This window comes from uncultured Microscilla sp. (genome assembly GCF_947493425.1).
Classification (GTDB): Bacteria; Bacteroidota; Bacteroidia; order Cytophagales; family Microscillaceae; genus Microscilla.
Map to the genome: position 1 here is coordinate 1 of NZ_CANLRP010000455.1, position 569 is coordinate 569.

Sequence of the window (569 nt, forward strand, 5' to 3'; positions counted from 1 at the left end):
AATTATGACAATTTGCCTTCGCAAAACTTAGTCAGCAGCACTTGTGAAGGTGGGGTAAAAGAAAATATATACCAGTTTAAAGAAGTTTGGACTAAACACATACCTTATAAGATTAATGTGGTAGTGATTACTAAAACAGTTATTAAATCTGATAAAGTTAGTAGAGTTGTATTATTCTCCACCTGTCTGGGGATAGATGCCAAAACATTGAAAAAATATTATAGTTTACGTTTCCAAATAGAGTTTAACTTTAGAAATGCCAAACAATACTTTGGCTTATCAGACTTCAAAAACACTAAAGAAAGACCACTTACCAATGCCGTTGGACTTGCCTTTTTTATGGGAAATATCTCTCTTATTTTACAAAAACAAGCCAAACAAAAGTGGGAAGTTGATGAAGTGAGCATACAAGACCTAAAAGCCTATTTTAGAGGGTATAAATATGCTTTTTCTATTTTTAATACCCTCCAAAAAGACCAAAATACTATTTTTAATCCAATAGATTTTAAAGATACATTGTCTATTGGAGCCATTCACAGATTTTAAAATGGAGGATGGCGAACATGTTG

1 pseudogene is annotated in these 569 nt (G+C 32.0%); it reads left to right on the forward strand.

Annotated features, from left to right (window positions below):
* Nucleotides 1-546, forward strand: a pseudogene (locus Q0954_RS34310) (hypothetical protein); the annotation flags it as partial.
* Between the last annotated feature and the right edge of the window lie 23 nt (nt 547-569).